The following is a 22,770-nucleotide window of genomic DNA, read 5'->3' as shown; positions in this document are numbered from 1 at the left end:
GAGCAGCCTTTAATAGGTGCTGATCGTGAACACATCCCCATGGCTTCAGAGATTTTCGGCATTGCAGCGGTGTTCTGGGTGCTGATTCCTGTGGGTCTGGCCGGTGGTGCCCTGCTCCTGAAGCTTCAGAAGGACTGACCCTCAAACAAGGTTGGACGCCCCTTAGGCTCCTGCCTTGGAAGAGCGAGCCCCATGCAGGTTCTGGTGGTTGGTGGTACGGGAACCCTGGGCAGGCAGATTGCCCGTCGTGCCTTGGATCAGGGTCACGATGTGCGCTGCATGGTGCGTTCTCCGCGCAAAGCCCCCTTTCTGCAGGAGTGGGGGTGTGAGCTCACCCGCGGTGATCTGCTCGAGCCGGCCAGCCTCGATTACGCCCTCGATGGGGTGGACGCTGTGATCGATGCGGCCACCAGCCGCCCCAACGATCCCCAGAGTGTTTATGTCACCGACTGGGACGGCAAACTCAATCTGCTCAGAGCCTGTGAACGCGCCGGGGTGAAGCGGTTTGTGTTTCTCTCCCTGCTGGGCGCAGAGAAGCACCGCGATGTTCCATTGATGGACATCAAGTACTGCACCGAGAAGCTGCTCCAGGAGTCAGACCTCGACTACACCATCCTCCAGGGTGCTGCCTTCATGCAGGGGGTGATCAGTCAGTTCGCGATTCCGGTGCTGGAGAGCCAGACCGTCTGGGTGAGCGGCAGTCCCACGCCGATTGCCTACATGAACACCCAAGACATGGCCCGCTTTGCGGTGGCTGCTCTGGATCATCCGGAAACGGTGCGCGGCAGTTTCCCGGTGGTCGGTCCGAAAGCCTGGAATACAGGCGAGGTGGTTCAGCTCTGTGAGCTGGCCTCCGGGAAGTCAGCTCGGGTGTTCCGCGTGCCCCCCGTGCTGATGCGATTGATGGAAGGTGCCTGCTCCTTCTTCGAGCCTGCGGTGAATGTGGCGGAGCGTTTGGCTTTTGCCGAAGTCACCGGTGGCGGCGGTGCCCTCGATGCACCGATGGAGTCCAGCTACAGCCATTTCGGCATCGATGCTTCGGAGGTCACCGGCCTGGAGGAGTACATCCGGGAGTACTACGACACGATTCTCAAGCGCTTGCGTGCCATGGAGGCGGATCTCGACAGGGACGCCAAGAAAAAGCTGCCGTTCTGAAGCCCTCCACTGGCGAGTGGTTGATTTGTACTGGTTTTCGTTAAAGTCGGGGCCCGCCCGCTTTGTTTTATGTCGGTTGCTCAAGTCAAGAATCTGCAGCGACGGCTCGACAACCTCTGCCGTGAGGCGGAAACCGAGCTCACGCGCACGTGCGGGCATGAGCTCTGGCGCACCTTGGGATTCGATGCCTTCGACGGCCTTGAGGACAGCGATCGCCGGGCCAGCGCCAATTATTACTACGGTCAATGGATGACCGCACGAGAGCTGCAGGAGGCCCTGGGGTGATGGCTGAACAATGTTGTGGACCGTCTTTGGACCAGACCGAGGCCGTTGAATCACGGTATGGAGCAGCGGCCCATCAACAGGAAGCTTGCCTGTGCACCCCTGTCGCCTTTGACGCGTCACTGTTGCAGGTGATTCCTGCTGAAGTGGTGGAGCGCGACTACGGATGCGGTGATCCCACCCGATGGGTGCAGGTTGGCGACGATGTGCTCGATCTCGGAAGCGGCAGCGGAAAAAATGCCTTTATTTGCTCTCAGGTGGTTGGTGAACGCGGGTCGGTCATCGGTGTGGATCGCAACGACGACATGCTGGCCCTGTCCTGCGCGGCAGCTCCGGTGGTGGCCAACCGCATTGGATTCGCCAACGTGCGCTTTGTGAAGGGTGCGATTGAAGCCCTGGATGCTGCAACGGCATCAGGCTCCACCTTGATTGAATCCGCCAGCGTGGATGTGGTGTTGAGCAACTGTGTGCTCAATCTGGTGAACCCTTCGGCCCGTGCTGCACTTTTGGCCAACATCCGCCGGGTGTTGCGTCCGGGTGGGCGTGTCGCCATCAGCGACATCGTGTGCGATCGACCTGTGCCGCTGAGTCTTCAGCAGGATCCTGAACTCTGGAGCGGTTGCATCAGCGGCGCCTGGCTTGAGGATGCCTTTCTGGACGACTTCCGTGCCCTTGGTTTTGAGCAGGTTGCCTATGCCGACCGTTCCGACACGCCCTGGAGAGTGGTGGAGGGGATTGAGTTCCGGGCGGTCACCCTCACCGGCGTGCTCCCTGGGGCCTGAGCAAGGCTTTGAGTCGCTCCTGTTCTTCCGGCTTGACCGGTCTCCATTGACCGGGAGCCAGGCCCTCAAGGCTGAGAGGAGGGTTGCCGTCCATCAAATCGATGCTGCTGCGAATCAAGCGCAGGGTCGGCAGGCCCACGGCCGCGGTCATCCGCCTGATTTGGCGGTTGCGGCCTTCGCGCAGGCTGATGCTGAGCCAGGAGGTGGGGATCGAGCGACGCTCGCGGATGGGAGGTGTTCGCTCCGGCAGTTCACGCCAGATGCTTGGGGCGAGGGATGACGCCCGGGCCGGACGGGTGCGCTGCCCTTTGATCACCACCCCTTGTTCAAGGGAAGCCAGTTGGGCATCGTCCGCCAGACCTTCCACCTGCACCCAATAGGTTCGCCAGTGGCCGAATCGGGGGTCGGTGAGCCGTTGCTGCAGGCGTCCGTTTTCGGTGAGGAGCAGCAATCCTTCACTGTCCGCGTCCAGCCGGCCGGCTGCGTACACATTCGGCACGTCAACCCAGTCGGCCAGGCAACCCCAGCGACTGCCGGGCTCTCGGGTGAATTGACTGAGAACCCCAAATGGCTTGTGAAGCAGCAGGGTCAGGAATGGCCTCCGAAGCAGAGAAGCAGAGCCTCTCCCCAGCTGGAGGCCTTGTTCAGGTGGTCGTCATGCAGGTGCTTCATCTTTTCGGCCTGCATTTTCATCATCGTTGCCTGGGTGAACTCATGACCCTGCTCCTTGGCGAGATCCACCACATGCTGGGGGCTTTCGGCTTGTCTGACCTGCTCTCTCACCTGAGAATCAGACTGCACCAGGGATGCAAAGGCAACGAGGGCTGACTCGGACACGGATTTGGGCGCTTTTCTCGAAGATTAAGTGGATTTCTGCCGTGACCGCCACAGATTCACAGCCCCGATAGAAATCATCAGCAGGCCTAGGTCCATCGACAGCGGGGGCAGGATCATGAACCTTGATGCGAGAAGGCTGACCCTAGGGACGGGGTTCCGCTGCTGCGACTGAGCGCAGCGCCGATGGCCTTCTAAAATTCAGTGATTCTTGATTCAGGTCTATTCCGGCGCATGATTGAAACCTCGGGTGTGATTGAAAAAGAGCAGGGCAACGGGTTCTACCTGGTCACCCTCGAGCAGCCCGCAGGTCATCAATGCCTCTGCCGTGCGGCCGGCAAGCTCACCAAATTCAGGATCAAACTGCTCGCGGGTGACAAGGTGCTGGTGGAGATCAGTCCTTATGACCTCACCCGAGGTCGCATCACGTACCGGGAACGCAATGCTGGGGCACCAGGTGGTCGTCCCGGTGGCAACCGCCCCGGGGGACCGCGCCGCCGTTGAGGCTCAGCTCTCAGGCAGCAGTGAGCGAATCGAGGCCATGAACTCGCTGCGCTGCTTCACTCCTCGCCATTGCTGTTTGAGCTCTTTGTCGTAAAAGAGCTGCACGGTGGGCGTGCCATTCACGCCAGCTTGTTCAGCGATGGCCTGGTCGGCCTCGACATCGATTTCGATCCCCTGAGCGCGCCCTCCCAGTTCATCGAGCACACGCTTGAGCTGAGGCTTCAGCACGTGGCAGGGGCCGCAGCTCGGGGATGTGTAAACAACCAGGAGCGGCCTCTGGCTGTCGTGGTACAGCTTCCTGAGGGCGTAGCTTCCCTTCTGCCAGAGCGCATCAGGGTCGTAGGTGGATTCCGTTGTTTCCGCTGTGGCTTTGGGTGTGTCCGCCTTGGCGGGCTCGGCCTGATCGCGCTTCACCAATTGGGCCAGGTCGTTGTGGCTGAGCCATCGCTCGGCGGCCAGGGCTGCCTGGCAGCCACTCCCTGCAGCGGTGATTCCTTGGCGCCACTCCGCATCCGCAACATCTCCGGCCGCGAACACCCCCTCTTTGGAGGTTTCCGGGCGCCCGGGCTGGGTGATCAGATAACCGGTGCCATCGCAATGGAGCTGGTCACGCACCAATTCGGTGTTCGGTGTGTGGCCGATGGCATAGAACATTCCCCTCACTGGAAGGTGCTCCTCCAGGCCGCTGTCTCGGCGCTGGAGCCGCAGCCCACTAAGCCATTCACCGCCTTCGGCGTCGGCCACTTGGGTGTTCCAGTGCACGGTGATCTGGGGGTTGGCCTGCACCCGGTCGGCCATGGCGGCGCTGGCACGCAGGCGGTCGGAGCGCACCAGCAGGTGCACATGGCTTCCGTATTTCGTTAGATACACAGCCTCTTCGCAGGCGGAGTCACCGCCTCCCACCACGGCCAATTCCTCGTTGCGGAACTGGGGCGTCGCGCCATCGCAGATGGCGCAGGCGCTGATTCCCTGGCTCCAGAAGCGTTCTTCATTGGGGAGGCTCAGGCGATTGGCGCTCGCACCGGTGGCGATGATCAGAGCCTGGGTCTCGATCGTGTCGCCATCGGCTTCGATTCTGTAGGGCCTCTGGCTCAAGTCGATGCGGTCTGCATCGGCCTCAAGCAAGCGTGTTCCCCAACGTTGCGCTTGGGCCTTCATCAGGTCCATCAGGTCAGGACCTAGGACGCCATCGGGAAACCCAGGGAAATTTTCCACATGGGTGGTGGTCATCAATTGCCCACCTGGAATTCCACCCCGTTGGAATCCCGTGATCAGAAGCGGGTTGAGGTTGGCGCGGGCGGCGTAGATGGCTGCGGTGTACCCAGCAGGGCCAGACCCCACGATCACCAGGTTTTCGACCGCCATGGCTAATGCGGAGTGACTATGAGTTAAGTGTAGGTGGTCGGGGCCGGCTGATGGGCTTTTTTTGTTGGCAATTTGGTCGCGTTTTTTCTGATCGGAATGATCAGAAAATTGGCTATTTAAGAATTTATTTAGATTTCAAGTGAATCTTCTGAGGCGTGGTCTGCATGCAGGGGGCGACGCTTCCCATTGGATTGCTTCAGGCTCATCACGGAATCCTCCAGCATCTCCGGATGCTCCCCGATACAGAGAATCCATTCCCGGAATTCTTGGGTTACCGCATAGCTGTCTTCGTAGCGCTCAGCGCTGTCGAGCACTGCAATCCGGGTTGTTGCCCAGCAGGTGGCAACGCTGACGCGACGTTCTAGAGCTGCGTCCATGACTGTCTCCCAGATGGTGCCCAGGCTGAATGCTGATGGCGCTCCATCAGGCCTGATTTTGCAGACCGTCGCATTTTTTCTTACGAGAAGATGTTTTCAGCGCTGCAAAAATTGAGGTAATTCCGGGGTTCGCATACGGATCACCGCACCAGCACCGTCGCCGACGGCTTCCAGGGGCAGGCTCGGCCCTCGCCATGAGCCTCCTTGCGCGCACTCCTCAGGCGTGTCTGATTTGGCAGGAGCCGCAATGCGATATGGCTCAGACAGCGACCAGTTGCGTGCGTACTGCATCAACAGGGGGTCGGCCGGCGCGAACACAAAGGAGGGATCGCGGGGAATCGCCTCCTTGCTGGCCCGATCCCCGCAGAGACGGACGGCCCGGGTGATGCCCTGGATGAAACGGCTTCGGGTCGCCACTGTCGTGAGATAGGCCACCACCCGCAGTCGGGGGGCATCAAATCCTTCGGCGCACATGTCGATGCTCACAAGCCAGTCGGCATCCCCGCGTTCAAAGCGGTTCAGTCGATCCGAGGCGCCTGGGTCTTGGGAGTGAACAAGGTCCACCCGGTCGCCCTGCTCTTCGAGAAGGGAGGAGATGGTTCGGGCGTGGTCGATGTCCCGAGCGATCACCAGACCTGCCGCACGCGGGTGGTGCTGGCGAACACGTTCCAGTTGGGTTCGGGCCCGCAGCAGCAGCTGCAGGGCGATGCTGCTGCTGTCCGCAAGGCGGATGGCTCTGCGCAGGTTGCGCGCTCGCCAGCTCTCCCTCTGCTCAGACGACAACGGCGACACCTCCCGGTCGGGCTGACCCTCCTGGCTGTGTTCCACCCATCCGTCTTGGAAGCGAAATTCCAGCGGTCTCACATCCCCAGCCGCGATCAGTTCCCGCGGCTCCACACTGAGATCGGGTTGGATCTGCTCCATCCGCTCACCGGCCTCCTCCACTTCCACTCTCCGAGCGGCACAGAACGCAAGGTTGTCGGCCCGGAAGGGGGTTCCGGTCAGCCCCAGCCGCAGCCTGGCGCTCTGGCTCAGCTCCAGAAACGTGCGACCCCAAACCGGCCCTTCAGGTTCTTCCGGCTCCACCCCGAGATGGTGGGCTTCGTCTGCGATCGCCAGATGCGTGCCATGGCTCCACAGGGCGATCTCGGCTTTGAGCGCCTCAGACTGTCGACCAGCCCCCTGGTAACTCACCAGCCATCCGTCGGCCTGGAGCGGGGCACTGCCGGGACCGTTCCAGGGCTGAAGACGAAGTCCCAGGCGCTCTGCCGCCCGTTGCCACTGCTCGAGGATCGAGGTGCGGTGACAGAACACAAGTACGCGATTCAGACGCCCTTCCTTCTGCATCGCCTGGAAGGCCAGCAGGGCGCCGAGGGTCTTCCCCGCACCAGGCCCCGCATGGATCAGCACATCCCGCGATCCAGAAGCAATCGGATCCAGGCGTCGGCGCAGCAGCTGGATCAGTTGCTGCTGCCACTGACGGGGCCGGATCGCGTTGTTGGGTGCAACTCCACCGAGAGCAAAAGACGGCGTCGTGATGGCGGATCGGAAAGATAGGTCTTTCTAACCATTCCAATCGCTTTCGCCACCCTTACCTTCCGACCATCAGCCCTCGGGTTTTCGCCCCTCTCTGCTATGGCCCGACGTCGCTACAAGCCCATGTCCGGTCCTGAATCCAGGCGCTCCCTCGAGCGCTGTTGGCCCCTCGATTGTGATCTGGATCCGCTCATTCTTCGCGCCAGGCTTCTGCATCACCAAGGCCGCCGGCCCATGGCGCAGTCAGTTGAGCAGGAACTGATGCCCTTGTTCTGAAGGCATTCAGGTCCTGCTCGTCCGTCTTAACTCCTCTTGCGTTTCGCCTGTTGTTCAGAGCGATTCGGTGTGGTTGCAGAGCAACCGCTCCACTTCCACCAGTCCATCCTCAGCGGCTTGATGGGCTCGGTCCATCCGTCCTCCTGCAGGCTCGAGCAAACGGGTGCTGACCCGTTGAAGAAGCTGCTCCCGCTGCGATTCCAGCAGTCCAAGAATCTCTTCCTCGATCAGCTGGCGCACAGCCTGGCTGCGCAGGTGGTCGTCTGAGGCTTCGTCAAACGTGCCCTGAACCAGTTCCTGGATGAACAGGCGGTGCACCTCACTGCTGCGCAGAAAGCTTTCGGTGGCATTGATGATGCCGTCGACCAGGGTGCGGTCGGGTTCTGAATCCTGCTCGCTCAGCTTGAACTCCCAGTCCAGGTGGCGTCGCTGCCAACCGGCGGCGTGGAGGCTGGGCATCACGGTCTGGGAAAAGGTGTCCACAGACATCTCGTAGATGCGCTCGGCCAGCCGCTCGCACCATTCGCGGCCGTGGTCGGCCAGCAGCTTTTCCATGGCATTGCGCTCAACGGCGTGGCCGCCGTGATGGCTGTGGCAGACGCCGTCTGGGCATTCGATCGCTGTGAGTCCCATGGTGTTGCAAACAGGATCCTTTCCATAGCCATCAACAGCCCTCGCTGATCTGCTTCTTCAGAAAAGATCCAGGCGGAATCCGGCGACGGCCTAACCTCGCCTCGGTCGGCGGCATCACGATCTTGCCCATACTTTTGATCCCGGTGGAGACAGCGGTGGGGGAAACCCGCGTTGCGGCCTCACCGGAAACAGTCAAGAAGTTCATCGCTCTCGGTTGTCGGGTGGTGCTCGAACGGGGAGCCGGACGGACGTCCGGCTTTCTCGATGAGGCCTACGCCGAGGCCGGCGCGCAGCTGGTGACTCCAGGAGACAGTCAGGCCTGGGGAGAAGCCGACGTGCTGCTGTGCGTTCAGTCACCCTCCCCTGTTGATCTCGGCCGCTTGCGCCGTGGTGCGCTGGTGGTGGGTCTGCTGGCTCCTTACGCCAATGCCGAGCTCGATGCAGCGCTGAAGCGTTGCGGTCTTTCGGCGATGGCCCTCGAGCTGTTGCCTCGCATCAGCCGTGCCCAGTCAGCCGATGCACTCTCTTCTCAGGCCAATATCGCCGGTTACAAGTCGGTCCTGCTGGCCTCGGCGGCGCTGGATCGCTATTTCCCGATGCTGATGACCGCAGCAGGCACGGTTCAGCCTGCCCGGGTTGTGGTGCTCGGTGCAGGGGTGGCCGGCCTTCAGGCCGTTGCAACCGCACGCCGGCTTGGTGCTGTGGTCTACGTCAGCGATATCCGGCCTGCTGTGAAGGAGCAGGTGGAATCCCTCGGTGCCCGCTTCATCGACCCTCCCGAGATGGAGGACAAACCCGCTGAGTCGGGTGGCTATGCGAAACAGGCCTCCGATGCCTTCCTCGCGGCCCAGCGTCAGCAGCTGTCGGATCAGCTCGCCGAGGCCGACGTGGCCATCTGCACCGCACAGGTGCCAGGTCGGCGTGCGCCGCGTTTGATCAGTGAAGACATGCTCGATCGCATGCGCCCCGGGGCGGTGGTGGTGGATCTGGCCGTCGCTCAGGGCGGCAACTGCGCCGACACCGTTCCCTCCCAGACCGTGGATCGCAAGGGCGTGAAGTTGATCGGAGCCAATGACCTCCCCTGCTCCGTTCCCAACCACGCCAGCTTCCTTTACTCCAAAAATTTGCTGGCGCTGCTGCAGCCCATGCTTCAAGACAGCCAGCTCACCCTCGACCTTGAGGATGAGCTCATTGCCGGTTGCCTGATCAGTCAGGACGGCAACATCCGCCGCAGCGACGTTCTCACCCCAGGAGCCAACTGATGGAAACAAGCTTTGTGGAGTTCCTCTGGGTGCTGCTGCTCGGCAGCCTTCTGGGACTGGAACTGATCGGCAAGGTGCCACCCACCCTGCACACCCCCTTGATGAGTGGGGCCAATGCCATCTCCGGCATCACCGTGCTGGCCGCGCTCACCGCAATCATCCGCTCCGGGGACAACCTGGTGCTGCTGATTCTCGGGGCCGTCTCCCTGGGCTTTGCCCTTTTCAATGTGATCGGGGGCTTCCTGGTCACCGATCGCATGCTGGCCATGTTCAGCCGTAAGCCCGCCCGCAAGGAGAACCGCTGATGGATTTTCTCAAGTACGCCTTTGAACTGGTTGCCGTTCTGCTGCTCGCCCTGGGCATCAAGGGCTTGTCGAAAGTGCGCTCTGCCCGCAGTGCCAACCAGCTGGCCGCTGTGGCGATGGCCCTGGCTGTTCTGGGCCTTCTGATCAACTATCTCGGTACATCCGGTATTTCGGCCGCGGCCTGGACGTGGATCATCATCGGCACGCTGATCGGCGGCGTTCTCGGTGCCATTACGGCCCAGCGGGTTCCGATGACCTCCATGCCGGAAACGGTGGCCCTGTTCAACGGCTGTGGTGGCATGTCATCGCTGCTGGTGGCGCTTGCCGCAGCCTTCTTCCCGCTCCAGCTCGAGGCCTCGGGACTGGTGGCCGTGGTGTCCATCGTGATTTCCGTGTTCGTGGGTGCCATCACCTTCACGGGCTCGATCGTGGCCATGGCCAAGCTCCAGGGCTGGCTGTCCACGCCCGCCTGGATGCAGAGCAAGGCCCGTCACGTGGTCAACATCGCCCTTGCGGTGGCCTCTCTTGTGGCCGCCATCAAGCTGATCGCGGATGGAAACGGCACCCAGGGGCTGTGGCTGCTGGTGGTGGCCTCCGGTCTGCTGGGCATCGGCGTCACCCTGCCGATCGGTGGCGCAGACATGCCCGTGGTGATTTCGCTGTTGAACAGCTATTCCGGTGTGGCGGCTGCCGCTGCCGGTTTCGTGGTGGGCAGCCAGTTGCTGATCGTGGCGGGCGCCATGGTCGGTGCCGCTGGCCTGATCCTCACTCAGGTGATGTGCAATGGCATGAACCGTTCGCTGGTGTCGGTGCTCTTTGGTGGTGCTCTGGGCGCCAGTGCTGCTTCCGGAGGCGGTGGTGGTGAATACACCAACATCACCAGTTGCAGTGTGGAGGAATGTGCCCTCACCCTGGAGGCAGCTGAGCGGGTGGTGATCGTGCCCGGTTATGGCCTTGCCGTGGCTCAGGCCCAGCACACCCTGCGCGAGGTCACGCGCTCACTGGAGGCTGCTGGTATTCAGGTGGATTACGCCATTCACCCAGTGGCTGGTCGCATGCCGGGTCACATGAATGTGCTGCTTGCTGAGGCCGATGTGCCCTACGAGCAGCTCAAGGAGATGGACGTGATCAACCCCGAGTTCCCTGCCACCGATGTGGTGTTGGTGCTCGGCGCCAACGATGTGGTCAATCCCCAGGCGAAGAACGATCCCAGCTCGCCGCTCTACGGCATGCCCGTGCTCGATGTGCAGCAGGCCCGCACCGTGTTTGTCGTCAAGCGGGGCATGAGTGCTGGCTACTCCGGTATCAAGAACGACCTGTTCGACCTGGGCAACACCTCCATGGTTTTTGGTGATGCCAAGAAGGTGCTGGGCGACTTGCTGGGCGAGCTCAAAGAGCTCGGTGTCGGCAAGAAGTGATCCGCGCGACCTCATTCGGCTTTTGAAGGCATCACACGCGAATCCTCCAGACAACCCCCAGCTGTTGCAGCAGCTGGGGGTTGTTCCTTATCGGCAGCGTTTTCCCTGGATCGGTGGAGACCTTCAGACCCTGCGCGACACGCTCCGTCCGGTTGCGCTTCCTCCTGACCGTGGGGAACCGATTCCGATCGCTGTTCCTGCTCTGGCGAGTGGTGCCGCAGCCGCTGGTGAATTGCTGGCGTTTCTGGATCGCCCGCATCCCAGCGTCGACCTGCAAGGCGCACCTCCCCGAGCGCTGGTGCTGCTGTTGCACGGTCTTGGCGGCTCCAGTCGCCGTGAGGGTCTGAGGCGTCTTGGCATCACTCTCCAGAACAGCGGCTTCGCGGTGCTCAGGCTGAATCTGCGCGGAGCGGATCCCGGTCGCCATCTTGCTGGAGGCACCTACGCAGCTCGCTGCAACAGTGATCTTCTTCCGGTGATTCAACGCGCGCGGCAGTTGTGTGCTGCGTTGGCCCCATCAGCCAGGCCATTGCCCCTGTTTGGTGCTGGAGTGTCTCTGGGGGGCACCATGCTGCTCAATGCCTGCATGGCCAGCGCCGAGGAGAGAGCAACGCATGGCTGGGACGGCCATGCACCGCTGCTGGATGGTCTGTTCTGCGCCAGCAGTCCCTTGGATCTTGCCGCCTGCAGTGCCTCGATCGAACGTCCGCGCAATCGGGTGTATCAGCGTTGGCTTCTCAAGCGCCTTGTGCGCCAGACCCTGGCGGATCCCTTCGGCGTCAGTGCCCAAGAGCAGCAGCGACTCACCGGTGAACCCCCCCGGTCGATCCGTGCCTTTGATGAGGCGGTCACGGCACCGCGTTGGGGCTTCGCGTCTGTTGACGATTACTACGCCGGGGCTTCACCCCTGCCGCGTCTTCTCTCGGCATCACAGCCACTTCCGCCGACCTTGATCTTGCAGGCCCTTGATGATCCTTGGGTGCCAGCGACCTCTGCGCTCCAACTCCAAACCTCCGTGGTTGCTGATGGCTTGCCGTCGGGTCGACGTCGCCTTGCTGTGTTGTTGACGGCCCAGGGCGGCCACAACGGCTTTCATGGTGCCGGAGACAGTCTTCTTAAAGGGTGTTGGTCTGATCGCTTGGCTTGTGCCTGGTTCAGGCATGGGATTGAGACCTCCGGCATCAATTGAGCAATCGGTGGGCTGCTTTTGTGGAGGATTCTTACCCCGAGATTTTTCACTAGAAGTAATAGGCTTGATCGTGAGAACTTTGATACACAGCTCCACCGCATGTCGTCGCAATTCTCCAAAGTGCTTCAGGAATTGGTGTGGCGTCGTAGTGCACCAACTCAGGGAATCGTTGTCTGAGTAGGGCGGTGCCCCGCCAGGCGTTGTAGTGAGGAATGGCAGAGTTCACATGGTGGCAAACATGGGTAGACCCGATGCCATGGTGAAGCAGATTGAGCATGGGGCCATAGGGGCGATCAATCGTTTGCAGCGCGCCCTTCACCCAGCACCATGTTGTATTGGAGAAGTGGGGAATGTTCTGGTCCGTGTGCTGAAGCCAGGTGTAAGTGATGAGCCAAATATTAATCACTAGATATGGCAATCCATACACACATATCACACGTAGTGGAGACGATTGCATGGCGGCGATGATCAGAAAAGTGATCATTGCCAGGCAGCCGATGTTCGACCGCACCATCAACGTGCAAAATCTTTTAGGGAATAGGCTTCGCTTGCCATTTGAGAAAGGATGGCCGTTCCAGAAATGGGACGTGGGAAAGCCGTAGTCCTCCCCGCCAGTGGCTCCGAGAAGCAGATAGAGCGGCCAGCCGATCACCAAATGATTGAGGAGAGAGATAACCCCAAACAAGGTTGGATTCAGCGATCTTTTGAGTTGTTCTGTGATTCGACCTAGAACCGATGAGGCCCTCGGAGGGACGTGGGTTTCTCCTTGCTCAAGGTGATTGCAGTGGGCATGGTGAACGCTGTGGCTGCGCGCCCAGCTGTAGTAAGGCACTAGCAGTGCGCTGTGAAGCAGGAAGCCAACGACGCCCTCAATGCGTCGATTTGGGTGAAACGCGTTGTGGCCACATTCGTGGGCTAATACCCAACAGCCCATGGCAATGGTTCCGCAACCGATGGCGTACAGCGCCCACAGCGGAGTGGCCAGGAGAGTGAGGGGAATCTGGGTCCCAATCCCTAAAGCAGCAAGAGACAGGCCTGTCGACATGATCAGGCTCCCCCACGCTTTGATGGGGTTGAATTGCGTGAGCTCTGGCGGCAGGGCACTGAGCAGTTCTGCCTTGCTCGGATAGGTCGCTTGAGGGGAGCTGCGCTTGAAACGAGGTGTTGATGGGAGAGAAGTGGAGGTCGCCGTGGTTGCCGATACCAAAAGAATGCCTGCGATAAGCACCCCAAAGTGGCGCTTTAGATTTGCTTAAGACTCTAGTCGTTGGTTGAGCTGCTTCGTGACTTTTGGTTGTTGGGGCGTCGTTTGTTTGTGTGCCGATGGGAGTGAGTGGTTTTGAAATGGAGTGGTCTTGTAAATCCACTCTTCAACAGGTTGGTTGTTGATGATATGGCTGCGAATAATCGCCTCCATCTTGTCTACTGTGACGTCTGCGTACCAAATGCCCTCAGGCCAAACCACCAGAATTGGCCCACGTTCGCATACCCTCAGACAGTCAACTTTGCTGCGTAAAACGATTCCTTCTGGGCGCTGTTGACTGTCGAGCCCCAGGTCGCGCACGAGGCGTTTCAGCTCATCCCAGGTTTCCAGTCCTATGGCTGGATCGCAGCATTTCGCTTTGGAGGCTGTGGCGCAGAGCAGCAGGTGATGGCTGATCAAGCAGCCACCGCCGCCATCGACATCCGCTGAGTACCCCGGGCTACCTGCTCGCGCACGGCAAGGCGCGCCCATTGGTCCACGGCCAGCACATCATCCAGTTGGGGGTGGTCGACGCGATCGGGCTTGTGCCGTTCGCAGGCCGCTTCGATCAGAACGGGAATGTCGAGGAAATGGATGCGTTCCCCCAGGAACTGGGCCACGGCCTCCTCATTGGCTGCATTTAGCACCGCCGGCATGGTTCCACCAGCACGCCCTGCCGCGTAGGCCAGCTCCATGCAGGGATATTTGGCGGGATCGGGGCTTTTGAAGGTGAGTTGTCCCACCTGGGTGAGATCAAGGCGTTTCCAAGGCGTTTCCAACCGTGACGGCCAACTCATGCAATACAGAATCGGCAGCTTCATATCAGGCCAGCCCAGCTGGGCCAGCACCGAAGAATCCGCCAACTCGATCATGGAGTGGATGATGCTCTGAGGGTGGATCACGATTTCGATGTGGTCGTAATCCAGCCCGAAGAGGTAATGGGCTTCGATCACTTCCAGCCCCTTGTTCATCAAGGAGGCGGAATCCACAGTGATCTTGCGACCCATGCTCCAGTTGGGATGGGAGGTGGCATCGGCCACAGTGGCGTTTTCAAGGTCGGCTGCGGCCCAGTCACGGAAGGCGCCACCGGAGGCGGTGAGCTGGATGCGCCGCAGGCCTGGCGTGGGCACACCGGTGGAGAGGCGGGCGTTTTCAGCCCAGGGCGTTCCCTGCAGGCACTGGAAGATGGCCGAATGTTCAGAATCCGCAGGCAGCAGCCTGCTGCCGCTTTTCTTGAGCTCCGGCAGCACCACCGGACCGGCTGCGATCAAGGTTTCCTTGTTGGCCAGGGCCAGATCCTTGCCAGCGCGGACGGCTGCCAGGGTGGGCAACAGCCCGGCGCAGCCCACGATCCCGGTTACGACGAGGTCGGCTGTGTCCCAGGAGGCCGCCACATTCAGTCCGCTGGGACCACCAACGAGCTGAGGTTTGCATCGCGGCTGGTGTTCAGACGGCAGGGCCTGGAGGCGCTGCTCCAACTCTGGGAGCAGGGCTTCATCAGCCAGAGCCACCAGCTCGGGGCTGTGGCGTTGGATCTGCTCCACGAGCAAAGAGAGATTGCGGCCCGCCGAAAGGGCCACCACCCGGAACTGCTCTGGAAAGTCCTCAACGATGTCGAGGGTCTGTGTACCGATTGAGCCGGTGGAGCCCAGCACGCTGATGGCTTTCACACGGATCCCGGCAAGTGGAGCCATCCTCCCACTTTGATTCCGGAAGCTGGCAAACTTCCGCCGAGAGGGCTGGACAGCACGTTCATGGCGGCGGTGAGAAAAGAGCAGTGGAAGTCCGGTTTTGGGTTCGTGCTGGCGGCTGCGGGCAGTGCCGTGGGCCTTGGCAATCTCTGGGGGTTCGCCTACCGCGCATCCCAGGGAGGCGGTGGCAGTTTCGTGTTGCTTTATCTGCTGATCGTTGGGCTGATCTGCCTGCCCGTGCTGGTGGCGGAGATGGTGTTGGGCCGCAGTACAGGCAGCAGTCCTTTGCTGGCTCCCAGCAAAGCGGCTGGCAAGGCTTGGTGGCCGATGGGGTGGATGTTCATCGCGGCATCCTGCGGAATCCTGGCCTTCTACGCCGTGTTGATGGGATGGACGGGGCATACCCTCGTGCACGCCCTTCTGGTTGGTCTGCCTGAGAACAAGCAGGCTGCTGATGCGTTCTTCGCGTCCATCAGCGAGGGCAACAGTGCGCTGGCGGGTCAGGGAATCAGTCTCCTGCTCACCGCCCTTGTGGTGGCTGCCGGTGTTCAGGCGGGCATCGAACGGCTCTCGCGCTGGGCCCTGCCTCTGCTGCTGCTGCTGCTGATCGGTCTGGCGATCTGGGCCAGCACGCTTCCAGGCGCTGGCGAGGGTTACCGCACCTTCCTGCTCCGCTGGGATGGGGAGGAGCTGATGAACATCACCACCATCCGCAATGCCTTCAGCCAGGCTTTCTTCTCAATCGGTACGGGCATCGGCTCGATTCTTGCCTATTCGGCCTATCTGAATCGCAAGGCGCCACTGCCTCAGGAAGCCGTGGCTGTGGTGGGTCTGGATACAGCCGTGGGGCTGCTGGCCGGCATGCTCACCTTTCCTGTGGTGATCAGCTTCAACCTGGCAGATGTGGTGGGTGACTCCACGATCGGAGCCATCTTCATCGCCTTGCCCACCGGACTGGCCTCGATCGGCATCACCGGTCAGGTGGTGGCTGTGCTGTTTTTTGCTTTGGCCTATCTGGCGGCGATCACATCGTCGGTGTCTCTGTTGGAGGTGCCGGTGTCCTCCCTGATGGATCGCTTGAACTGGAGCCGCAGCAAGGCCACCTGGGTCAGTGCCGCTGTGATTTTTGTGCTCGGGATCCCCGCCAGCATGCGTACGGAGGTGCTGGGAACGATGGATGCCCTCTTCGGCGGCGTGCTGCTGATTGCTGGTGGTCTGCTCATCGCCGTGCTGATGGGTTGGGTCGTACCGAATCTGTTTTTGGAAGATCTCGAACAGAGTGACTCTTCACCCTTGCTCAGACGGGTGTTGATGTTCTGCCTGCAATGGATTTCCCCAGTGGTGATTGCTGCTGGCTTGCTGATCAGCACCGTGGATCTGCTGCGTAACTGGTTCGGCGCAGCCTGATTGGTGGGCAACCCGCTGGATTAAATCAGCCGGTTCAGTTGGACAGACGCCATGCGCACCTCCCTGAGAAAGAACACTGTTGCAAGCATCACCAGCACCATCGAGGTGATGAATAAAGGCACCACCACCAAGGTGAGATTCACCCTGGAAATCACACTGAGGAACATGGTGGCCACCATTCCTGCGATCAGCAGCGTGGCAGCGGTGAGCAGCTCGATCGAGCGGATCACCAGTTGCATTCGGCGCCTGGCCAGTCGTCGTTCCAATTCATCCACTGCACCGCCGGCATCGGCGGTCAGGCGCAACTGCTTGGCGCTATCGACGATCCTGGCCAGTCGTCCTGAAAGGACATTCATCAATGCGCCGATTCCCGCCAACAGGAACACCGGGGCAACAGACAGCTGGATTGCTTTGGAGAGGCTTTCCGGCTGCATGGGCTGTTGACGATTCAAATCCTCCTGAAGCTAGGTCTGATGACCGCTTGAATCCGGTAGACAGGTGCCCTGATGCAGGTCTTCCCATGCTCTGGCTCAAACGCTGGAACTTCATTGAGCGAGCTCGGCTGGAACGGGAGCTATGGGATGCCTTTGAAGCCAGGGAGAACCCAGAAGCCAAGATCACGGCATTGCAGGCCTGGATCGACAGTGCGGACCCTGCCGATCCCACGCTTGGCGACCAACGCTTTCGGCTTGAGGTGTGGACCACCACCCTCACGAGAATCCGCAAGATCGAAGCGCTGATGGCCAATCAGCAGCGCAAGCCCTGAGCTCTGCTGGTCAGCCCCGTCGCCACTCGGTGATTCCGCCCGGTTTGTCGATCAGTTCGATGCCCTGGGCGGTGAGCTCCTCCCGGATTCGATCCGCTTCCGCGAAATCCTTCGACTGTTTGGCCAACCGGCGAGCCTCAATCGCTGCTTCGATGACCTGGCTGTCGAGATCCGTCTCCGCCTCCTTGCCTGAGGGGCGCTCCAGCCGCAGCCCCAGAACCCCTGCGAGCTCCCTGAGCAGCAACCAGCGCTGTTGAAGCTCCTGGCCTTCCTCATCAGGGTGGTTTGGTGCGTCACCCCGATCCAAACGATTGGCTAGTGCTCTTAATGGACGGGCCAGGTCGAACAGCACCGCAAGCGCTCCGGAGCTGTTGAGGTCATCGTCCATGGCATCGCTGAAGCGCTGCCGGGCGCTGAGCAGCGTGTCGATGGCTGAGGGCTCCGATGCGAGAACGGCTCCGCCGTCCATGGGGTCTGAGGCACACCATCCCAGTGCTTCTGCATGGAGGTCCCCAAGGCTGAGTGCAGCGTTCAGCCCTTTCCAACCGGTCGTTGCGGCCTCCAGGGCCTCGGCGGTGAAATCGAGCGGTTTGCGGTAATGGGCCTGGAGCACAAAGAGCCGCAGGGTCATGGCCGACAGGCCACTTTCCAGCAGGGCGCGGATGGTGGTGAAGTTGCCGAGTGATTTGCTCATCTTTTCTCCTCCCACATTCACCATGCCGTTGTGCATCCACACGCGCGCCAGCTCCTGGCCGGTGGCTGCCTCGGATTGGGCGATCTCATTCTCGTGGTGTGGGAACACGAGATCGGCGCCCCCGAGGTGGATGTCAATGGTGTCGCCGAGCTCCTCGCGCACCATGGCGGAGCACTCGATGTGCCAGCCCGGCCGGCCTTCACCCCATGGTGAGGGGAAGCTGGGTTCACCGGCCTTGGCTCCCTTCCAGAGGGCGAAGTCGAAGGGGTGTTGCTTGCGCGCTTCTTCAGCATCGGCCACCCGCCCGTCCGCGTTGGTCTGTTGGTCGGCGAGGTCGCGGCCGCTGAGCTTGCCGTAGCCGGCGTGTTTCATCACCGCGAAGTACACATCTCCATCGGCGGAATAGGCAGCACCCTTCGCTTCCAGCTCAGCGATCAGGGACCGGATCCCTTCAAGGCAGCGGGTGGCTCGGGGCATGCGATCGGGACGCAGGATGCCGAGGGCATCCATGTCGGCATGAAACGCCTCGATGTTGCGCTCACTCACCACCTCCATCGACGAACCTTCCTCCGCAGCACGCTTGAGGATCTTGTCGTCGATGTCGGTGAAGTTCTGCACAAAGGTGACGGCGTAGCCACTCCAGATCAGATATCGGCGCAGCACGTCCCAATTGATGTAGCTGCGGGCATGGCCCAGGTGGCAGAGGTCGTAGACCGTCACGCCGCAGCAGTAGATGCTCACCTGCCCGTCCTTCAGGGGCTGAAACGGTTCCGTGCGGCGGGTAAGTGTGTTGGTGAACCGCAGGGACACAGGCATTCGGGATCTGCGGGCGAGGTTACGGCCTAACCGGTGAACCCCTGCGTGACGGCTATTTCGCTTCCATCCAATTGCTGCCGCAGCCGGTTTCGGCCACCAGGGGCACGCTCAGTTCCACGGCCTTCTCCATGGTGGAGACCACCAGAGCTTTCACGTTGTCCAAAGCAGAAGGCTCCACCTCCAGCACCAGTTCATCGTGCACCTGCAGCAACAGGCGAGCGGGTAGGGAGCGCTGCTGCAGAGCTGCCTGCAGCTGAATCATGGCCAGCTTGATGATGTCGGCACTCGAGCCTTGAATCGGTGCGTTGGCCGCGGCGCGCAGCTGCTGGGCTTCCATGCCACCGCGTCGGGCCACATCGAGATCGATCTCGAAGGGATCCTTGCCAAGCAGACGACCGAGACCGTTGCGGTCGAAGTGGAAGGGCCGGCGCCGGCCCAGGATCGTCTCCACATAGCCGCGGCTCAAGGCCAGGCGTTCCTGCAGTTCGAGGAAGGCGAACACCTTGGGATACCGCTCCCGGTATTTGCTCAGGAACTCTTTGGCCTCCGCTTGGCTCACCCCGGTTTCGCGGGCGAAGCGCTGGGCGCCCATGCCGTAAATCACCCCGAAATTGATCGTCTTGCCCAGCCGGCGTTCATCGGCGCTCACCTCGTCTTTCTCAAGCAGGAGCCGTGCGGTGAGGGCATGCACGTCGTCGCCATCGCGGTAGGCCTGCAGCAGCACCTCCTCCCCGGAGAGGTGCGTGAGGATGCGCAGCTCGATCTGGGAGTAGTCCGCACTGAGCAGGGTCCAGTGCTCCTGAGGCAGGAAGGCTTTGCGGATGCGACGGCTGTACTCGGTGCGAATGGGAATGTTCTGGAGGTTGGGATTGCTGCTGCTGAGCCGTCCGGTGGCTGTCACAGCTTGGTTGAAATCCGTATGCACGCGGCCGGTTTCAGCCTCCACCAACTGGGGCAGCGCATCCACGTAAGTGCTTTTGAGTTTGCTCAGCACCCGATGCTCCAACACCAGCGGCACCACCGGATGGTCGTCAGCGAGCTTGTCCAGCACCGTGGCATCGGTGCTGTAGCCCGTTTTGGTGCGGCGTGATTTCTTGCGGTCAAGCCCCAGCGTTTCGAAGAGCAGCTCTCCCAGTTGTTTGGGAGATGCCAGGTTGAAGTCCACGCCTGCCGCTTGTTTGGCATCAGCTTCAAGCCGCGTCAGGGTCTCGCCCATCTCCTTGGAGAGAGTGTCGAGATAGGCGAGATCAATGCGGATGCCGGTGGCCTCCATCAAGGCCAGCACAGGCTCCAGCGGCAGTTCCACCTGATCGAGCAATTGGGTCAGCTGCTGGCTACTGGCCTGGAGCTTCTGGCGCAGATCAATCGCCAGCCTGCGGGTGAGGTGCACATCCATGGCGCAGTAGAGCGCTGCCTGATCGCTGGGAACCTCGGCAAAGCAGCTGGCCTTGCCGTCCTTGGCCTTGCCCACCAGGTCACTGAACACGGTGGGAGTGATGCCGTAGTCCCGCTCGGCCATCACATCGAGGCTGTGTTTGGCCGCGGCATCGCGGAGGTAATCCGCCAGCAGGGTGTCCATCACCACGCCGCCGAGAACCAAGCCGTGACGCAGCAGGATCAGGCGGTCGTATTTGGCGTTCTGCAGCGCTTTGGGATGACTAGGGCTGCTCAACCAGGGGGCGAGCTGCTCCAACACGACCTCCAGCGGCAGCTGGGCAAGCGCGGGATCTGTGTGTCCCACTGGGATGTAAGCCAGATCGTTGAGTCCGGCCCCCCAGCACACGCCAAGGCCCACCAGTTGGGCTTTGAAGGGGTTCAGATCGGTGGTTTCGGTGTCTACGGCCACCGGCTCCGATGGGTTGGTGCATCCCATCAGCTGCTGCATCAAGCCCTGCAGTTGATCCTGTGTGCTGATCACCTGCGGCGCGAGTTGGGGCAGGCTGGATGGGGCGATCTCCTGCGCAGGCGCTGAATGCGCAGGTGCTGGATCCGTGCCTGCAGCGGCGGCTTTGGATGTTGATTCTTTGCTGCTTGCAGCCTCCAGCAGATGGGCGTTCGCCGTCAGTCCGCCGCTGGAGAAGGTGGCCACGAAGCTAGGGATCTGGCGGACCAGGCTGTTGAGCTCCAGGTCCTGAAGCTGCTCCTCCAGACCTTCACCATCCACCGGTCCCAGCTCCAGGACAGGCTCCTCAGGCAGGGGGATGTCGATGAGGATTTCAGCGAGATGGCGGGAGAGGTAAGCGTTGTCGCGATCGGCGCTGAGCTTCCCCTTGAGCGCACCTTTCACGGCACCGCGGCTGGCCTTGGGCCCCTCGGCCTCGACCTCCTCCAGCACGCGATACACGCCATCGAGGTCGTTGTTTTCCTTGAGCAGATTGATGGCCGTTTTGGGACCGACCCCCTTCACGCCAGGGATGTTGTCGGAGCTGTCGCCAGTGAGGGCCTTGAGGTCCACCACCTTGTTGGGCATCACGCCCAGCTTGGCCACCACGCCGGCTTCGTCGATCAGGGTCGGTCCGCTGCTCTTGGCATACGGTCCGCCCCCCATGTAAAGCACGGCAATGTCCCGCTGGTCATCCACCAGCTGGAAAAGGTCCCGATCCCCGCTGAGAATGCGCACGCGCCAGCCCGAGTCGGCAGCACGATTGGCCAGGGTCCCCAGCACGTCATCGGCTTCGTATCCAGGCGCCAGACAGAGAGGAAGTTTCAGGCGTTCGCGCAGGATCGTTTGCAGTTGATCCAAGTCTTGGAAGAACACCTCAGGAGCCACATCGCGATGGGCTTTGTAATTGGCATCGGCTTGATGGCGAAAGGTGGGTTCAGCGGTGTCGAAGGCGATGGCCACCCCTTCCGGTTTCAGGCCTTTGCTGTTGTCGAGCAGGGCTTTGAGAAAGCCGTAGGTCACGCTGGTCGGCCGGCCGTCTTTCGTGGCCAATCCACCCTCACCGCCTTTGCTGAACGCATAGAAACTGCGAAAGGCCAGGGAGTGGCCATCCACTAGCAACAGCAGGGGTTTCTCGAGGGTTTCAGGCATGGAGTCGGGCAGGTCGGATCTCGATCAGTCGCGCTTCTTCGCCCAGGGCGGAAGGTCGATGAACACCTTGGAGCCGGGTTTCACCCCCGAGAGAATCGCACTCTGGCCGCCGCTGCTGGAGCCCAGTTCCACCGGTTGGAAGCGGGGCTGGTCATCCTTACCTACGAGCAGAACGCCGGGTTGGCCGTTTTCGGTCACGATCGCCACGTTGGGAACCAGGGTGCTCTCTGCGGTCCGACCCGTTTGGAAATCCACGTCCACCGTCATGCCGATGCGCAGGGTTGGGGGTGGATCGATCAGGGTGAGCTCCACCTCAAAGGAAATCACGTTGTCGGTTTTCTCGGCCCGCGGAGCGATATCTCTCACCCGGGCAGGGAAGCGCTGATCGGGGAAGGCATCCACACGCACCGTGGCGTCTTGGCCGATCCGGATGCGGCCGATGTCGCTTTCGGGCACTTTCGCCGCCACTTCCAGGCCCTCGGAGAGCTCAACGATGGAGGAACTGGTGGCTCCGGCATTCGCTGAAGCGGTGGTGGTGGGAGTCACGAAAGCACCCGGTTCAGCGAACCGTTCGGTGATCACACCGCTGAAGGGTGCTCTGATCAGGAGTTCGTTCCCTTCCACATCGCGCTGCTGAATGCGTTCCCTGGCTGCCGTGAGCGCTTCCTTGCTGCTCAGGAAGGCTGCGCGGTAGCCATCCAGATCCGACGCACTGATGGCTCCGCTGTTTTCGAGTTTTTGATAACGGATGTAGTCGGCCCGTTTCGCCTCGAAGTCCGCCCGGGCCTGACGTTCGAGGGCCGAGAGCTCATCCATGCGATCGGTGAAGTCTCCGCTGTCCATGCGGGCCAGCACCTGCCCTTTCGTGACCGCATCGCCTTCATCCACATACAGGGCATCCAGTAGGCCTTGACGCTTGGGGCTCACATTCACGCGCCGGATGGGCTCCAATTCACCACTGGCAGTAATCACTCCCGGAAGGGTCCCTCGTTCAGCGGTGGCGGTGTAGTCCGCCAGTTGGCGCCGTCCTGTGCCGGCTCCACGGCTCCAGATCAGGGCCCCGCCACCGACGACCAGAACGACAGCTGCAGCAGCCATCAGGCGTTGTCGTCGCCGTTTGATGCCGCTGAGGCGGGTGAGCGGCCTGAGGGCTGCGTGCGTGGCCCCGGCGGAGGTCTCGCTCTTCTGGCTGCCCATGGCC

At 61.4% G+C, this 22,770-nt stretch carries 25 protein-coding genes; 13 read left to right on the top strand and 12 right to left on the bottom strand.

Going from position 1 to position 22,770, the window contains the following annotated elements:
- The first annotated feature begins 39 nt into the window (after positions 1-39).
- The 4 genes from petM to SynPROS71_RS08795 all read left to right on the top strand — a co-directional run bounded on the left by petM (position 40) and on the right by SynPROS71_RS08795 (position 2,219).
- On the top strand, positions 40-138 hold the full coding sequence (gene petM / locus SynPROS71_RS08810) for a cytochrome b6-f complex subunit PetM (RefSeq protein WP_011933540.1): 99 nt from the start codon (positions 40-42) through the stop codon (positions 136-138).
- A 54-nt stretch (positions 139-192) separates the two neighbouring features.
- Positions 193-1,155, top strand: coding sequence for an NAD(P)H-binding protein (locus SynPROS71_RS08805; protein WP_186594539.1), 963 nt, complete (start codon positions 193-195; stop codon positions 1,153-1,155).
- Positions 1,156-1,224: 69 nt separating this feature from the next.
- On the top strand, positions 1,225-1,440 hold the full coding sequence (locus SynPROS71_RS08800) for a hypothetical protein (protein ID WP_186582917.1): 216 nt from the start codon (positions 1,225-1,227) through the stop codon (positions 1,438-1,440).
- Positions 1,440-2,219 carry a methyltransferase domain-containing protein gene (locus SynPROS71_RS08795; RefSeq protein ID WP_186594537.1) on the top strand — a complete coding sequence of 260 codons (780 nt, stop codon included), beginning with the start codon at positions 1,440-1,442 and terminating at the stop codon, positions 2,217-2,219. The genes SynPROS71_RS08800 and SynPROS71_RS08795 overlap by 1 nt, the downstream gene beginning before the upstream one ends.
- On the opposite strand, the gene SynPROS71_RS08790 is transcribed toward SynPROS71_RS08795, so the two are convergent.
- Together SynPROS71_RS08790 and SynPROS71_RS08785 are read right to left on the bottom strand one after the other, a co-directional pair.
- On the bottom strand, positions 2,194-2,805 hold the full coding sequence (locus SynPROS71_RS08790) for a pseudouridine synthase (protein WP_186598008.1): 612 nt from the start codon (positions 2,803-2,805) through the stop codon (positions 2,194-2,196). The two genes, SynPROS71_RS08795 and SynPROS71_RS08790, sit on opposite strands and share 26 nt — an antisense overlap.
- A 2-nt stretch (positions 2,806-2,807) precedes the next feature.
- Complete coding sequence (locus SynPROS71_RS08785; protein ID WP_186594535.1) at positions 2,808-3,056, bottom strand: Nif11-like leader peptide family natural product precursor; 249 nt, start codon at positions 3,054-3,056, stop codon at positions 2,808-2,810.
- A gap of 231 nt (positions 3,057-3,287) precedes the next feature.
- Here SynPROS71_RS08785 and infA point away from each other — a divergent pair, with 231 nt between their 5' ends.
- Positions 3,288-3,557, top strand: a complete 270-nt coding sequence (gene infA / locus SynPROS71_RS08780; protein ID WP_006041809.1) for a translation initiation factor IF-1 — start codon at positions 3,288-3,290, stop codon at positions 3,555-3,557.
- A gap of 3 nt (positions 3,558-3,560) precedes the next feature.
- Here infA and trxB read toward each other — a convergent pair whose 3' ends face one another.
- From trxB to SynPROS71_RS08765, 3 genes are all read right to left on the bottom strand, one after another.
- Positions 3,561-4,922: a thioredoxin-disulfide reductase gene (gene trxB / locus SynPROS71_RS08775; protein ID WP_186594533.1), complete on the bottom strand. Its 1,362-nt coding sequence runs from the start codon at positions 4,920-4,922 to the stop codon at positions 3,561-3,563.
- Between the two features lie 128 nt (positions 4,923-5,050).
- Positions 5,051-5,299, bottom strand: a complete 249-nt coding sequence (locus tag SynPROS71_RS08770) for a hypothetical protein (protein WP_186594531.1) — start codon at positions 5,297-5,299, stop codon at positions 5,051-5,053.
- 96 nt (positions 5,300-5,395) lie between these two features.
- Positions 5,396-6,754: a DEAD/DEAH box helicase gene (locus tag SynPROS71_RS08765; protein ID WP_255442505.1), complete on the bottom strand. Its 1,359-nt coding sequence runs from the start codon at positions 6,752-6,754 to the stop codon at positions 5,396-5,398.
- 180 nt (positions 6,755-6,934) lie between these two features.
- Here SynPROS71_RS08765 and SynPROS71_RS08760 point away from each other — a divergent pair, with 180 nt between their 5' ends.
- Entirely contained in the window at positions 6,935-7,111 is a 177-nt protein-coding gene (locus tag SynPROS71_RS08760; RefSeq protein ID WP_186594530.1) for a hypothetical protein, read from the top strand.
- 54 nt (positions 7,112-7,165) lie between these two features.
- Here the strand turns inward: SynPROS71_RS08760 and SynPROS71_RS08755 are convergent, their stop codons facing one another.
- A complete protein-coding gene (locus SynPROS71_RS08755; RefSeq protein WP_186594529.1) occupies positions 7,166-7,744 on the bottom strand; it encodes an EF-1 guanine nucleotide exchange domain-containing protein in 579 nt (192 codons plus the stop codon).
- A 122-nt stretch (positions 7,745-7,866) separates the two neighbouring features.
- On the opposite strand from SynPROS71_RS08755, the gene SynPROS71_RS08750 reads away from it, so the two are divergent.
- Genes SynPROS71_RS08750 through SynPROS71_RS08735 form a run of 4 tightly spaced genes read left to right on the top strand, consistent with a single transcriptional unit; the run spans position 7,867 to position 11,918 of the window.
- Complete coding sequence (locus SynPROS71_RS08750) at positions 7,867-9,006, top strand: Re/Si-specific NAD(P)(+) transhydrogenase subunit alpha (protein ID WP_186594528.1); 1,140 nt, start codon at positions 7,867-7,869, stop codon at positions 9,004-9,006.
- Complete coding sequence (locus tag SynPROS71_RS08745) at positions 9,006-9,311, top strand: NAD(P) transhydrogenase subunit alpha (RefSeq protein WP_006041802.1); 306 nt, start codon at positions 9,006-9,008, stop codon at positions 9,309-9,311. Before SynPROS71_RS08750 ends, SynPROS71_RS08745 begins: the two co-directional genes overlap by 1 nt.
- Complete coding sequence (locus tag SynPROS71_RS08740) at positions 9,311-10,729, top strand: NAD(P)(+) transhydrogenase (Re/Si-specific) subunit beta (RefSeq protein ID WP_186594527.1); 1,419 nt, start codon at positions 9,311-9,313, stop codon at positions 10,727-10,729. Before SynPROS71_RS08745 ends, SynPROS71_RS08740 begins: the two co-directional genes overlap by 1 nt.
- Before the next feature lie 22 nt (positions 10,730-10,751).
- Positions 10,752-11,918, top strand: coding sequence for an alpha/beta hydrolase (locus SynPROS71_RS08735; RefSeq protein ID WP_186594526.1), 1,167 nt, complete (start codon positions 10,752-10,754; stop codon positions 11,916-11,918).
- 49 nt (positions 11,919-11,967) lie between these two features.
- Here the strand turns inward: SynPROS71_RS08735 and SynPROS71_RS08730 are convergent, their stop codons facing one another.
- Positions 11,968-12,963, bottom strand: coding sequence for a fatty acid desaturase (locus SynPROS71_RS08730; protein ID WP_255442075.1), 996 nt, complete (start codon positions 12,961-12,963; stop codon positions 11,968-11,970).
- Between the two features lie 492 nt (positions 12,964-13,455).
- Here SynPROS71_RS08730 and SynPROS71_RS13800 point away from each other — a divergent pair, with 492 nt between their 5' ends.
- Positions 13,456-13,611, top strand: a complete 156-nt coding sequence (locus SynPROS71_RS13800) for a hypothetical protein (RefSeq protein WP_222929528.1) — start codon at positions 13,456-13,458, stop codon at positions 13,609-13,611.
- Here SynPROS71_RS13800 and SynPROS71_RS08720 read toward each other — a convergent pair.
- Entirely contained in the window at positions 13,578-14,831 is a 1,254-nt protein-coding gene (locus tag SynPROS71_RS08720; RefSeq protein ID WP_186598004.1) for a 1-deoxy-D-xylulose-5-phosphate reductoisomerase, read from the bottom strand. The two genes, SynPROS71_RS13800 and SynPROS71_RS08720, sit on opposite strands and share 34 nt — an antisense overlap.
- Before the next feature lie 84 nt (positions 14,832-14,915).
- Here SynPROS71_RS08720 and SynPROS71_RS08715 point away from each other — a divergent pair, with 84 nt between their 5' ends.
- Entirely contained in the window at positions 14,916-16,259 is a 1,344-nt protein-coding gene (locus SynPROS71_RS08715; RefSeq protein WP_186594524.1) for a sodium-dependent transporter, read from the top strand.
- Between the two features lie 20 nt (positions 16,260-16,279).
- Here the strand turns inward: SynPROS71_RS08715 and SynPROS71_RS08710 are convergent, their stop codons facing one another.
- Positions 16,280-16,693: a DUF2721 domain-containing protein gene (locus tag SynPROS71_RS08710; RefSeq protein ID WP_186594522.1), complete on the bottom strand. Its 414-nt coding sequence runs from the start codon at positions 16,691-16,693 to the stop codon at positions 16,280-16,282.
- An 86-nt stretch (positions 16,694-16,779) separates the two neighbouring features.
- On the opposite strand from SynPROS71_RS08710, the gene SynPROS71_RS08705 reads away from it, so the two are divergent.
- Positions 16,780-17,025 carry a hypothetical protein gene (locus tag SynPROS71_RS08705; protein WP_186594520.1) on the top strand — a complete coding sequence of 82 codons (246 nt, stop codon included), beginning with the start codon at positions 16,780-16,782 and terminating at the stop codon, positions 17,023-17,025.
- A 10-nt stretch (positions 17,026-17,035) separates the two neighbouring features.
- Here SynPROS71_RS08705 and cysS read toward each other — a convergent pair whose 3' ends face one another.
- Genes cysS through SynPROS71_RS08690 form a run of 3 tightly spaced genes read right to left on the bottom strand, consistent with a single transcriptional unit; the run spans position 17,036 to position 22,766 of the window.
- Entirely contained in the window at positions 17,036-18,535 is a 1,500-nt protein-coding gene (cysS, locus tag SynPROS71_RS08700; protein ID WP_186594518.1) for a cysteine--tRNA ligase, read from the bottom strand.
- 52 nt (positions 18,536-18,587) lie between these two features.
- Positions 18,588-21,569: a DNA polymerase I gene (gene polA, locus SynPROS71_RS08695; protein WP_186594516.1), complete on the bottom strand. Its 2,982-nt coding sequence runs from the start codon at positions 21,567-21,569 to the stop codon at positions 18,588-18,590.
- 24 nt (positions 21,570-21,593) lie between these two features.
- Entirely contained in the window at positions 21,594-22,766 is a 1,173-nt protein-coding gene (locus tag SynPROS71_RS08690; protein ID WP_186594515.1) for an efflux RND transporter periplasmic adaptor subunit, read from the bottom strand.
- Positions 22,767-22,770 lie beyond the last annotated feature (4 nt).

It is taken from the genome of Synechococcus sp. PROS-7-1 (genome assembly GCF_014279795.1).
In the GTDB taxonomy this organism is placed as follows: domain Bacteria; phylum Cyanobacteriota; class Cyanobacteriia; order PCC-6307; family Cyanobiaceae; genus Synechococcus_C.
Note: the sequence above shows the minus strand (reverse complement) of the source record. Positions and strands in the feature narration are given on the sequence as shown.

Excerpts from the sequence above, each read along its gene's own strand:
- SynPROS71_RS08705 (WP_186594520.1), top strand. The coding sequence starts at position 16,780 with ATGCTCTGGCTCAAACGCTGGAACTTCATTGAGCGAGCTCGGCTGGAA.
- SynPROS71_RS08800 (WP_186582917.1), top strand. The coding sequence starts at position 1,225 with ATGTCGGTTGCTCAAGTCAAGAATCTGCAGCGACGGCTCGACAACCTC.
- SynPROS71_RS08770 (WP_186594531.1), bottom strand. The coding sequence starts at position 5,299 with ATGGACGCAGCTCTAGAACGTCGCGTCAGCGTTGCCACCTGCTGGGCA.
- SynPROS71_RS08795 (WP_186594537.1), top strand. The coding sequence starts at position 1,440 with ATGGCTGAACAATGTTGTGGACCGTCTTTGGACCAGACCGAGGCCGTT.
- SynPROS71_RS08715 (WP_186594524.1), top strand. The coding sequence starts at position 14,916 with ATGGCGGCGGTGAGAAAAGAGCAGTGGAAGTCCGGTTTTGGGTTCGTG.
- SynPROS71_RS08740 (WP_186594527.1), top strand. The coding sequence starts at position 9,311 with ATGGATTTTCTCAAGTACGCCTTTGAACTGGTTGCCGTTCTGCTGCTC.
- trxB (WP_186594533.1), bottom strand. The coding sequence starts at position 4,922 with ATGGCGGTCGAAAACCTGGTGATCGTGGGGTCTGGCCCTGCTGGGTAC.
- SynPROS71_RS08745 (WP_006041802.1), top strand. The coding sequence starts at position 9,006 with ATGGAAACAAGCTTTGTGGAGTTCCTCTGGGTGCTGCTGCTCGGCAGC.
- SynPROS71_RS08730 (WP_255442075.1), bottom strand. The coding sequence starts at position 12,963 with ATGTCGACAGGCCTGTCTCTTGCTGCTTTAGGGATTGGGACCCAGATT.
- petM (WP_011933540.1), top strand. The coding sequence starts at position 40 with ATGGCTTCAGAGATTTTCGGCATTGCAGCGGTGTTCTGGGTGCTGATT.
- cysS (WP_186594518.1), bottom strand. The coding sequence starts at position 18,535 with ATGCCTGTGTCCCTGCGGTTCACCAACACACTTACCCGCCGCACGGAA.
- polA (WP_186594516.1), bottom strand. The coding sequence starts at position 21,569 with ATGCCTGAAACCCTCGAGAAACCCCTGCTGTTGCTAGTGGATGGCCAC.
- SynPROS71_RS08805 (WP_186594539.1), top strand. The coding sequence starts at position 193 with ATGCAGGTTCTGGTGGTTGGTGGTACGGGAACCCTGGGCAGGCAGATT.
- SynPROS71_RS08690 (WP_186594515.1), bottom strand. The coding sequence starts at position 22,766 with ATGGGCAGCCAGAAGAGCGAGACCTCCGCCGGGGCCACGCACGCAGCC.
- SynPROS71_RS08760 (WP_186594530.1), top strand. The coding sequence starts at position 6,935 with ATGGCCCGACGTCGCTACAAGCCCATGTCCGGTCCTGAATCCAGGCGC.
- SynPROS71_RS08710 (WP_186594522.1), bottom strand. The coding sequence starts at position 16,693 with ATGCAGCCGGAAAGCCTCTCCAAAGCAATCCAGCTGTCTGTTGCCCCG.
- SynPROS71_RS08755 (WP_186594529.1), bottom strand. The coding sequence starts at position 7,744 with ATGGGACTCACAGCGATCGAATGCCCAGACGGCGTCTGCCACAGCCAT.
- infA (WP_006041809.1), top strand. The coding sequence starts at position 3,288 with ATGATTGAAACCTCGGGTGTGATTGAAAAAGAGCAGGGCAACGGGTTC.